Source organism: Nocardia sp. bgisy134 (assembly GCF_965341865.1).
Taxonomy (GTDB): domain Bacteria; phylum Actinomycetota; class Actinomycetes; order Mycobacteriales; family Mycobacteriaceae; genus Nocardia.
Genome location: NZ_CBDQZP010000001.1, coordinates 158,059 through 169,255, shown reverse-complemented (window position 1 = coordinate 169,255; position 11,197 = coordinate 158,059). Strand labels below are relative to the sequence as shown.

At 67.2% G+C, this 11,197-nt stretch carries 10 protein-coding genes; 5 read left to right on the top strand and 5 right to left on the bottom strand.

What is annotated here, in order from left to right:
• Nucleotides 1-357: 357 nt before the first annotated feature.
• Entirely contained in the window at nt 358-1,095 is a 738-nt protein-coding gene (locus ACRWNM_RS00775) for a glutamine amidotransferase (RefSeq protein WP_431962378.1), read from the bottom strand.
• A gap of 583 nt (nt 1,096-1,678) precedes the next feature.
• Between ACRWNM_RS00775 and ACRWNM_RS00770 the strand changes: the two genes are divergently transcribed.
• Together ACRWNM_RS00770 and ACRWNM_RS00765 are read left to right on the top strand one after the other, a co-directional pair.
• Complete coding sequence (locus tag ACRWNM_RS00770; protein ID WP_431962376.1) at nt 1,679-2,563, top strand: bile acid:sodium symporter family protein; 885 nt, start codon at nt 1,679-1,681, stop codon at nt 2,561-2,563.
• 441 nt (nt 2,564-3,004) lie between these two features.
• Nucleotides 3,005-3,274, top strand: coding sequence for a DUF4143 domain-containing protein (locus tag ACRWNM_RS00765; protein WP_431962374.1), 270 nt, complete (start codon nt 3,005-3,007; stop codon nt 3,272-3,274).
• A gap of 70 nt (nt 3,275-3,344) precedes the next feature.
• On the opposite strand, the gene ACRWNM_RS00760 is transcribed toward ACRWNM_RS00765, so the two are convergent.
• Together ACRWNM_RS00760 and ACRWNM_RS00755 are read right to left on the bottom strand one after the other, a co-directional pair.
• A complete protein-coding gene (locus ACRWNM_RS00760) occupies nt 3,345-3,506 on the bottom strand; it encodes a hypothetical protein (protein ID WP_431962372.1) in 162 nt (53 codons plus the stop codon).
• A gap of 62 nt (nt 3,507-3,568) precedes the next feature.
• Nucleotides 3,569-5,590, bottom strand: a complete 2,022-nt coding sequence (locus tag ACRWNM_RS00755; RefSeq protein ID WP_431962370.1) for a TerD family protein — start codon at nt 5,588-5,590, stop codon at nt 3,569-3,571.
• 265 nt (nt 5,591-5,855) lie between these two features.
• Here ACRWNM_RS00755 and ACRWNM_RS00750 point away from each other — a divergent pair, with 265 nt between their 5' ends.
• Entirely contained in the window at nt 5,856-7,901 is a 2,046-nt protein-coding gene (locus ACRWNM_RS00750; RefSeq protein WP_431962368.1) for a M3 family metallopeptidase, read from the top strand.
• Nucleotides 7,902-8,128: 227 nt separating this feature from the next.
• A complete protein-coding gene (locus ACRWNM_RS00745; RefSeq protein ID WP_431962366.1) occupies nt 8,129-8,896 on the top strand; it encodes a GNAT family N-acetyltransferase in 768 nt (255 codons plus the stop codon).
• Nucleotides 8,897-8,920: 24 nt separating this feature from the next.
• Here the strand turns inward: ACRWNM_RS00745 and ACRWNM_RS00740 are convergent, their stop codons facing one another.
• Complete coding sequence (locus ACRWNM_RS00740) at nt 8,921-9,124, bottom strand: hypothetical protein (protein ID WP_431962364.1); 204 nt, start codon at nt 9,122-9,124, stop codon at nt 8,921-8,923.
• 422 nt (nt 9,125-9,546) lie between these two features.
• Nucleotides 9,547-9,930: an ABC transporter permease gene (locus ACRWNM_RS00735; RefSeq protein ID WP_431962362.1), complete on the bottom strand. Its 384-nt coding sequence runs from the start codon at nt 9,928-9,930 to the stop codon at nt 9,547-9,549.
• 627 nt (nt 9,931-10,557) lie between these two features.
• Between ACRWNM_RS00735 and ACRWNM_RS00730 the strand changes: the two genes are divergently transcribed.
• Nucleotides 10,558-10,989 (top strand): GAF domain-containing protein, encoded by a 432-nt coding sequence (locus ACRWNM_RS00730; protein WP_431962360.1) that lies wholly within the window; start codon nt 10,558-10,560, stop codon nt 10,987-10,989.
• Nucleotides 10,990-11,197 lie beyond the last annotated feature (208 nt).

Sequence of the window (11,197 nt, the reverse complement as noted above, 5' to 3'; positions counted from 1 at the left end):
GGATCCGGTCCGCCGTCGGGCGGCCCGGTGTCGAACAAAGCAAGAAGGAATCGATTTGTCGGGGCAATTTCGGCCCCTATCAGACCACAGGTCGCGACGTCGTGACGTGTCAGCGACATATGCCCAGGCAGGGGCCTGCCTCAACGATTGCCAGATCTTAGCCACAGGGCAACGTGACCCAGACACCCGACCGGCACGGGGCGGTCGGCGACGAGGCGGTCGAGACGCAGCCGCGGCGTCGGGACATCCACGCCGATCTCGGAGGCGATGCAGGTCACAGACCGTGGTGGATCGCCTGGAGGTAGCTTCGGACGGCCTAGGAGCGAATCTCCGGTTCGACGCCGAGCCGCGCCTCACCTAGTCGCTGCGGTATCGGGTGACGAATCGGCGCAGAATTTCGGGCGGCACCGTGATCGATTCGCGGTGGCCGAGTTCGGTGAGGTAGTCCGCTTCCTCCGGCGCGAAATACCCGGCGTGGCGATAGGCATCGATGCGGATCGCGAGGCCCTCGCCATCCAGTTCGGGGTGGAACTGGGTCGCGTACACGTTCTGCCCGGTCCGGATCATCTGCACCGGGCAGCCGGACGAGCCCGCCAGCAAGGTCGACTCCGGGGGCACCTCCTGGCAGGCCTCCTTGTGCCCGACGAAGGCGCGGAACAACTGCGGGAGATCACGCAGCAGCGGGTCGTCATCGGCGTGCTCGGTGAGCTCGATGGTCTGCGCGCCCGCTGTCTCGCCGTAGCGGTCGTCGCCGACCTTCCCGCCGAGCGCGTCGGCGAGAATGCCCAGCCCGTAGCAGGCGCCCAAATACGGGAAATCGCGGCCGATGATCTCGATCATCAGCTTCTTCAGCCGGGGCTCGAAGCGCTTCTGATAGTCGTACTTGTCGGCGTCGGGGCTGCTGACGTTGCTCGGCCCGCCACCGACGATGACCGCCGAATAGTCGTCCAGCTCGATATGCGGGAACTCCTCGTCCATCTGCACCCGCACCACATCGCCGGCGTCGAGCAGGCCGGCGCGCAGGATCGCGCGATACTCGTCGTCCGCCGCGGCACGCTCGGGCCGCAACTGCAAGAGCAAGCAGGGCTTGGCCATATACCGATTGTGCAAGATCGGTGGCCGCGAAAAGCGGTAATGCCCGGTCGATGGACGCATCGCGCGAAGACGCTGGTACGCCGACCCCAGTTTCGGTGGCCCACCTTTCCTCGTCTGTCCGCGACCATCGCCATCGATAGCGTCTCCGGCAGCGGCCACCCCTCGCCGCTCGAAAGGAATCTCTCGATGCGCAAGTACCTTCGCGCCGGCATGCTCACCGGCGCCATCCTGCTGGCCCCCTTGGCCACAGCCGTGCCCGCGTCGGCCATCCCGCTGGAGCCCCGCCGAACCGGCCCAGCAGTCCGAGCAGGTCGCCAATCCGGGCTGCCCCGGCGGCGCTCCGCACTGGGGCTGCCTGCTGAGCTCGCTGTCGGCGAGCGGTTCCGGCAAGTAGGAATCTCCGACGACCCCGGGGTCGGATGCCGAAACCCCTTCCGCTCGCCCGGAAGGGGTTTCTCGTTCCCAGGCGGCCCGATTCGCTCCGAACTGGTTGCGACGTAGGTCACATCCCGCTACCCTCCATTCATTCTGAGACGAATTGGTCTCAGATGCGGGCCCTACCCGCGGAATGTCGAGGAAGAATATGGACTCTCCGCTCGTATCCGTCGCCCTGCCGCTCGCTTTGGCGGTGATCATGTTCGGCCTCGGCTTGTCGCTGACGGTCGCGGACTTCACCCGGATCGCACGAAACCCGAAGACCGTCGCGATCGCGCTCACCTGTCAGCTGCTGGTGTTGCCGGTCGCCGCGTTCGGTTTGGTGCTGCTGTTCGATCTGCCGCCGATCCTCGCGGTCGGCATGATGCTGCTCGCCTCCTCGCCGGGCGGGACCACCGCGAACTTGTTCAGCCACCTGTTCCGCGGTGACGTCGCGCTCAATGTGTCGCTCACCGCGGTCAATTCGATCATCGCGGTGGTCACGGTGCCGCTGGCGACCAACTTCGCGATCGACTACTTCGAACCCGAGCAGGGCGCGGGCACCGTCGGCCTGCAATTCGGCAAGGTGGTCCAGGTGTTCGCCATCGTGCTGGTTCCGGTCGCGATCGGGATGGCCGTGCGGCGGCTGTCCACCGACTTCGCCGATCGCATGGATCGGCCGGTGCGCATCGGGTCCGCGCTGACGCTCCTGCTCGTCATCGTCGGCACCATGGCCGCCGAGCGGGACAACCTGGTCGACTACGCCCTGGACGTCGGCGCGGTCACGACGCTGTTCTGTCTCGTCAGCCTGACCGCGGGCTACTTCGTCCCCCGGTGGCTCGGCGTCGACGACCGCCAGGCCATCGCCTGCTCCATGGAGGTGGGCATCCACAACAGCACCATCGCGATCACCATCGCCATCAGCGTCCTCGACAGCACCGAAATGGCCGTACCCGCAGCCGTTTACGGCGTCCTGATGTTCCCGCTCGCGACCATCGTCGGCTGGCTCCTCACCCGACGCCAACCCCGCCCCGCCCTCGCCGAAACCGCCTGAGGCGCAAGGGAGCCAGGCCCTCATCGAACCGGGCCGGCGCCCGAAAACCGGCTCCGCCGACGACGATAGCTGTCCGCTCGTTCGTCCGCCGCCCTCCGCCGCAAACGAAGCGCGTCCACCCATCGGCAGACCGACGGCTGATCGACGTCCCAGCCGGGGTCACGGCCCGGTCGGACCACTGCGAAGTGATACGACGCAACTCGACCGCCGACGGCGCGAATTCACTCGCTCGGCTCGTCCTCCGCGCGTCACTCCTTCGGCACCCGCTCGCGGTCGATCTCGCGCTTTCGCGGCCGACGAGCGATCGGCAGATCGACGGCAATACGGTCGGCAGATCGTCGGCACTCGCTTCGGCAGATCGACGGCATACCTCTCGGCAAAACAACGCCCAAACCTTCGGCAGATCGACAGCAACCTTGTCGGCTCACTTGGAGCCAGACCATGGCTCCGCTTCATCACTACCGCGACCGAGACGGTTACGAAGTCGACGCTGTTCTCGAGGACGATGCCGGGCGGATCGTCGCCATAGAAGTCAAAGCAGCCGAGACAATTCGAACCGACGACTTCCGAGGCTTACGCGTGCTGCAACGTCGTTTGGGCGAACGTTTTCACGCCGGCTTCGTCCTCTACTGCGGTGACCAGCAACTTCCATTCGGCGACGGCCTGTCCTGCCTGCCGATCAGCGCAGTGTGGACCACCGGTCGAACATGAGTCCCGAGGTCACAGCCTGATCGCGCAAGGCGAAGTGATACGACGCAACTACCCGCCGGGCGACGCGAGTTCACTCGCTCAGCTCGTCCTCCACACGTGCCGGGCGAGACAGCCGCACCACGCCCGCGTCCAGATCCACGTCGACCCGCGGTTCGTACACCTGTCCATCGCTGTCCGCACTGCCCTCGTCGGTCAGCTTCTTACTCGGGAACAGCTCACCGATGACGCCCACACCTCCACGATAGCCCCGCGCCCCGGCTGACTAGACGTGGGCATTCCCCGCATCTCGAGATGTCATGCGTCCGTGGAGACTGCGATATCGGACTGCGCCGACTCCGGCTGTTTCGGCGCGGCGGGCACCCACCCGCGTAACGGCTGCACAATCGATCCGTAGAAGGTATCGGTCGCCGAGGTCACGCTGGCGATGAAACTAGCCGCCGTTCCGGATCGCCGGTTGCCCATCGGGAACGTCTGCTCCAACGAGAACGACACGATCACGCCCGATCGACCATCGGTCAGCACCTTCGGATTCGCACGGACCGTCGCGAGGTGCTCGCATGCTTCATTGCCGCGCTCCGAGAAGACGGCCTCGACTTGGACGTCCCCCGGTGCGTCCTCCAATTGCCTCAGCAGCCACGACATTCGTCGACCTGCCGATCCCTCGTTCGGCGCATCGAGAACGGTGCGGCAGCGAACCTTGTTCGTGCGTACGTCCGCGACCACGACCAGATCTCCCGCGGTGTCGGGAATGCGCAACACCGCTTCGAACGTTCCGTCCGCCGCCAGCCGCTCAGCGACCGCCGCGTTGCGGACAGCGGGCTCGGAGCGGTGCCGACGAGGCAAGACGTGCTTGACCGTGACGCCGAGCTCGGCGGTCAGCCGCAAGGCGAGGTGCCGCGACAACGAGACCCAGGTGTCGGCGACGGCCAATGCCTTCTGGTCGCCTGCTCGCAAGGTGCCTGCAGTCACGGCGTCACGCACCGACACCCAGTGTCGTCCCATGTCGACGAACTCGGCTGCCCCGGAACGCGGGTGGTCGAGGTAACGCAGGAACTCGCTCAGTATCCAGGCGTGCAGCTCGTTGTCGATGCCGCCGTGTGAGAGCAGCATTCGCGCCTCGTGAGCCACTTCCGCCCACGACAGATGCCGCAGGGCGACCTTGGCCAGCTTGCGCCGGTCGACTTCGACCGGAAGCTCGCCGGGACTTGCCGGGACATCGTTCGACAAGCTGACCACCGCGTCGTACTTCTTCTTGCGCGCCACATCGAGATAGCTCTCGAGCTGGTCACGCTTGAGCTTCCCGCTTCCGGTCTTGACCTCGAGCAGCGCGGTCCACACCCTGCCGCCTCGCGACACCCTCAGGACTGCGTCCGGGATGACCTTCGATTCGCCTCGTTCGTATTGCACCTCGACATACCCCTCGAAGGCGCCGACCGGAGCGCCCATCCTGGCGCACACCGCACGCGCGAACGGCCGGACGGCCTGCATCGCGGCAATCAGGGCCGATGTGGCGCGACGCTCCTGTTCCTCCCCAGCACCGACACCGACCACCGAGAACAGTCGGGCCGGTTGCCAGGTGTCCAACTCTGCCAGCTCGAACTCCATCGGCTTGGCCTTCTTGATGGCCCGCTTGGCTGTGCGCACGCCTCGCCTCACCCCGGAAGTCCGCCCGTTCGACGCAGGCGCCTGCTCAGCGCGGCTGACGGGATCGGCGACGATGGCGGATGGCACCGGTTCGCTCACGTTCGGCGCGTCCGGTTCCGCAGTGGCTGTTTCGTGTTCGGCGTCGTCGACGTCGACACCGAAGTCCTTTGCCAAACCTGCCAGACCGGATTCCCACCCTTGCCCGACCGCACGGACCTTCCACTCGCCCTCTCGGCGATAGATCTCCCCGAAGACGAAGGCCGACTCCGTGGTGGCGTCCGCAGTGACATACTCCGCCAGCGACAAGCCAGCAGCGTCAACCACCCGCAGCGCGAGTTTGCCCAGTTCCCCGAACGTTCCGGTGCCGACGCTGCCCGCGAGGGCAACCGTGTGGACGGTGTTCGGAACGGACGACAAGTCGATCGCGATCCGTGCCTGCGCGCCCTCCTCGGTTGCACTGGTACCGAGAAACCGTACCGAGCCGTCCTGCGATTCGGGCTGGTTGTAGAAGACGAAGTCGGCGTCGGAACCGACCTTCCGGCCTGCACCGAGCAACAGCGCAGACGCGTCGACCTCGACTTCCGATTCGGTCCATCCGATGACGACGTCGATGCGATCGACATCGTCCGGAAGCGGCACATTCTGGCCCTTGGACAGCATCGGAGATGTCACAGCTGAGAACCCCTCTTCGATTCGGCACACGCGATCACGGTCAGTCGGGTTCAGCCGGTCCAGATGCTGACCCCCATTGCATCGGCACCGCAATCGAGCGGCGACGCAGTGCTATTCGGCCGCAGCAGCTTGCTTGTTACACGCCTCACATTCGATAAGCGGCCGTATAACTGTCAGGACAGACGGTGTGCCCCAGCCTCGTCGTTCGGTCGGGCGTGCGGGAAACCCTTGTCCGCGGTGTGCCGGGCGGGCATAGAGTTCACCCATGACGAGCAACCCGTTCTTCGAGCGCAGTGCGCTGCCCTACGAGCTGCCGCCGTTCGCGGAGATCCGCGACGAGCATTATCTGCCCGCGTTCGAGCGGGGGATGGCGGAGCAGTTGGCCGAGATCGGGGCGATCACGGTGGACGGAGGGACGCCGACCTTCGCCGATACCGTTGTGGCGCTGGAACGTTCGGGTGCGCTGCTGACGCGGGTGCTGAATGTGTTCTTCAATGTCGTGAGCTCGGATTCGAGCGAGCGGATCGAGGCGATCGAGGCGGAGATCTCCCCGCGGCTGGCCGCGCACCGGGATGCCGTGTACCTCGATCCGAAGTTGTTCGCCAGGATCGACTCGCTGTATCAGCGGCGCGCGGAGCTGGGTCTGGAGGCCGAGGAAGCGCGACTGCTGGAGCAGTACCACATCCGGTTCGTCCGGGCGGGCGCGCGGCTGGACACCGAGGGGCAGGCCGGGTTGCGCGAGCTCAACGCGGAATTGGCCACGGCGGCAACCGAGTTCGGCCAGAACCTGCTTGCGGCGACAAACGCGGCGACGCTCGTGGTCGAGCACGAGGAGGAGCTGTCCGGTCTCGGGTCCGCAGCGGTGTCCGCCGCTGCCGAGAACGCCCGCTCGCTGGGCCGGGAGAACGCGTGGGCGCTGCCCCTCCAGAACGTCTCGAACCAGCCTGTTCTCGCTGAGCTCGCCGACCGCGACGTGCGACGCCGGATGCTGGCGGCCTCGCTCGGGCGCGGGTTCGGCCCGGACAGCCGCAACGCCGCCCTGGCCGTTCGCATCGCCGCCCTCCGGGCCGAGCGGGCGGCGCTGCTCGGCTACCCGGACCACGCGGCGTACGCGGTGGAGGACCAGACCGCGAAGACCGCGGGTGCGGTGGAGGACATGCTCGGGCGGCTGGTACCGCCTGCGATCGCCAATGCCGAACGGGAGGCGGCGGAGCTCACCGCGGCCATGCGCGCGGACGACGCGGACGCCGACCTGCGCGCATGGGATTGGCAGTTCGAGTCGGAAAAGCTCAGGGCGGAACGGTTTTCGCTGGACACCGAGGCGCTGCGCCCCTACTTCGAACTCGAGCGGGTGCTGCGCGACGGCGTCTTCTTCGCCGCCGAGCAGGTCTACGGAATCACCTTCGCGGAGCGCGACGATCTGGTGGGCTATCACCCGGAGGTCCGCGTCTTCGAGGTGTTCGACGCCGACGGCGGCGCGCTGGGACTCTTCCTCGCCGATTTCTTCGCCAGGCCGTCGAAGCGCGGCGGAGCGTGGATGAACGAGCTGGTCAGCCAGTCCCGGTTGCTCGGCACGCGGCCGGTGGTGGTCAACAACCTGAACATCGCGAAGCCACCCGAAGGTGCGCCCGCCTTGCTCACCTGGGACAACGTCCGGACGCTCTTCCACGAGTTCGGGCACGCCCTGCACGGCCTGTTCTCGGATGTTCGATTCCCCTTCTTCGCCGGGACCGAGGTGCCGCGCGACTTCGTCGAATTCCCCTCGCAGGTCAACGAGATGTGGATGAGCAGGCCGGAGGTGCTGGCCAATTACGCCAAGCACGTCGAGACGGGTGAGCCGATGCCCGCCGAGCTGGTCGAACGGATGGCGGCGGCCGGGCGATTCGGCGAGGGGTTCCGCACCGTCGAGTACCTGGCCGCGGCGCTGCTGGACTGGGCGTGGCACCGCGTCCCCGGTCCCGACGCGCTGACCGACGTCGACGCCGAGGCGTTCGAGGAGCAGGCGCTCGAGAAAGCGGGCGTGGCCATGGCGACGATCCCGCCGCGGTACCGGACCGGGTATTTCGCCCACATCTTCTCCGGCGGCTACGCGGCGGGCTATTACTCCTACATCTGGAGCGAGGTGTTGGACGCGGACACCGTGCGGTGGTTCGAGGACGGCGCAGCGCCCGTCCGCGAGAAAGGTGAGATCTTCCGGCGCGAACTGCTCTCCCGTGGCGGCTCGGTGGATCCGCTCACCGCCTTCGAGTCCTTCCGCGGACGCGCCCCCGAGATCGAACCGCTGCTGGCTCGCCGAGGCCTGGTGAGCTGACCTACCCGTGCCGACGGGGGCGGGCGCCCTTACCGAACACCACAAGATTCGGTGCACAACTGTACACTGAGTGACGCCAGGTCGGCGCCACGGCGAACCGTGGCGCACGCGGCGGTCATCGCCGCGATCGAGCGGGCACGATCGGCGCGCTCGGCGGACGCGAGTCCGCCCCGGGGGGATCACGGCGCCGACGGCCGGTCCCACGGTAGCGATGAGGTGTTGTGCACATGAGTTCACCAGAGCGAGTGACGATCTCGTACGCGTCGGCGGCGGAGATCGAGGGCAACTACCGGCGGTGGTGCGCCATGGCAGGCATGGGCGACACGCCACTGGGCGACTACGGCCAGGAGCTCGCGCAGGCGCAGCGGCGCGGCCTGCTCGCCTCCGGCATGGCGCCCTCGCGTGTCCGCGCGATCTCGGCGGCCGCGGGCCGGGGCGGGCTGACGGGCGCGGTCGCCGCGCGCAGCCTGGTCCTGGTCGCCCAGCGCGATCGCGAGGTCATCGGCGGGCTCTACGCGGGACCGGAAGCGTTTGTGGTGCAACGCCTCCAGCCCTGGGGAACCACCGCGCAGGCCCGCGCCCTCGTCGGCCTCATGAAGGTGGGCGTGCTCGCGGTGGAGCCGGAGTTCCGCAACGCGGGCGTCGGCGCGAAGCTGCTGCGCTGCGCCGCCGACCGCGCGGCCGCCGGACGCGTCCGGCTGATGTACGGCTCGTTCACCGCCGACGCCGATCTCGACGGATTCTGCGCCGACCGCGGCTTGCGCGTGCTCGGGCCGGGCGAAGGCATCGACCTCTCCCCCGTCGTCGGCGTCCCCGCGGATCTGGACCCGGCGAACGGCGAACGGCTCGCCGCCCTCGCGATCGGCGACGGTCCGCCCGTCGCGCTGTTCCGTGACGCGACCGACAACCGCGTGGCGGCCGAGCACCGACCGCCCTCCTCGGAGGGCGCACGCCGCCGCGCGTCCACCGGGAACCGCGCGCGCCGCCGGTCGTAGCGGACACGCGCGGCAGCACCGGCTTCAGACGTCGCCGACGCCGATGTGAATGCCTTCGGCCACACGGAAGAGGTCCACCACCGCGAGGATCTCTTCCAGGGTGGCCTCGGGGAGACCTTCGACGGTCTGGGCGAACCGGCGCAAGGCGCGGTCGGTGAATTTCGCGACGACCCCGGCATCGCCGCTCTGGCCGAGCAGTTCGCCGTCCGGACAGGGATGTGCGAGCATGTCCACTCCGTTCCGCCAGCGACGTTGCCGTGCAGTAGCTATCAACCGATGCTGCCGAGTATCGAGCGACGGCGCCGCGATGTCACTGGGCAATCGGAAGAAAGAAGGACGGAAAGTTGGTCACCTGGAACAATACGCCTCATCGGGGTCGGCTGGGAGGTATCCTCCGCGCTGGATTATGTGATTCTCGTTGTGGCGCAGCTTGTTTCGCGCACGGAATCGGAGTCATGGTGGTCAGCGGGGCCGGGCCGCTCCACCCGCAGGTCAGATCGCAAGTCGCGACGGTGGCCGCGCTGTGCGTGCCATCGTCGAAGACCGTGGTGACCAGATACGCGCGTGCGGGATAGTGGCAGCGCGGGCACGGGCCGTGGTCGCGTACTGCTGGGCCCGGGCCATGCCCGGTTGGATTTCCGCGACCAGACTCACGAGCCGGTCGGTCGACGGCGATCCGATCGAAGGCCACCCTCAGCATCTCGCCCTGCTCGTCCAACCCAGTGACGAGCGCCCTGGCCATTCGCCAGATCCGCAGCCTGGGTGATCAGCGCGCTGAGCGAGACACCGTCGCCTTGGACCGCCTGACCAGCGTCTCCGACAGCGAGTTCACCCTCGGGGCCGTCCGAGGCGACGAACCCGGAGTAGCACTGCACGAACGTCGAGAGCAGCACGAACACGGCCACTTTCAGCGCCGAGAACGCGACGTCGACGGGGTCGAGGAACTGGTGGAAGCAGTGGTCATAGGTGGCCAGCAGCGGAGCCAGCTCCCTCGTGGGGGCGAATCCCGAGATCGCGCCGGTCAACGGGCTCATGGTGAGCACGTCCAGGCAAGCTCACGTGACTGCGTCCCCTTCGTCGGAGCACACGGAAAGCCAGGCCACCGACTGGTTGGCGAGGTCTCCCGTGACTTACTCGGGCGTAGAAGTTGTTTCCTACGCGACCGTAGAAGTGTGACCCAGACAGTCACAATCGATCGGGTGTCGCGCCACCCTTTCGGCGCGATTTTCGTAGGGATCAGCAGTTCTTGTTACTAATTGACCGACGCGCGACTGAGACAGATGCTGCGACACTGCGCTCGGCCGTAAACCGAAACATGCTCGTGCCAGTTGGTCGGATTCGGCCGCGAAAACCCGAACCCGAACCGACCACCCGGTGTTAATGTGGTGGCCGTCACATCGCCGCACGGTGGCATGTGACCCGCGTGAAGGTGAACGGTTCTCTCCGGAAGCCCTGGGCAGCGGTTCGAGAGACCCAGGCGCACAACCGTTCACGCCACCACCGGTCACACCGGGGTGGCAGGAGCCCGTTCGGGGGACGGGCGAGGCGAAGCTGCCGATAGGGCAGCTCCAAGGTGGTAGCAAGTCGGCGCGTCCGGAGACACCAGCAGGTCGGCCCGTGTGGCCCTGCCGCCGGTGCGCGCCGTGGAGTGAGGTGTCCGAATGCTCGATACCCGACCCATTTCGACGAATTTCCCCGGTTCAGTCGGTCTTTTCCCGAACAAGTCATCGGCGATACCCGCGCAGGCCGCTGCGAACATAGCGCGCCTGCTGCCCAACCACCCCCTGGTCGGCATCACGGCCTGGGGCCTCGACGGCCTCGAAGTCGTCGGCTGGTCGAGTCGGCAGGCCGCGCAACTGGAGCAGGCCCTCGCCGACTTCCCGGATTCGCCTGGCATGGACGTCATCCGGACGCGCAAGAGGATGCTGATCACCGATCTGGCCGAGGAGACGCGCTGGCGCGACTACTGCGCCCACCTGCGCGAACTCGACATACGGTCGCTGTACTGTCATCCGCTCGTCTCGGACGGGCAGGTCCTCGGGCTGTTGAACCTGTACTCCCACCACACGAACGCTTTCCGCGCGCGGGGGTGACGCGGACGCGGGGAGGGGCGCACACCCCTCCCCGCGCTCCAGCTTCGCCCGGACTCTTAATCCGCTGAGCCGGTGACGAGCTCGATGACATCCATGAGGACTCCGAACACCGTAGTAACCAGATCGAGCACGGCGGAACCGAGGGTCATCGTGTCTCCTTTCCGTTTTCCGTGGGTACAACCGGACAAGCCTCGCATGCCGGGCGGTG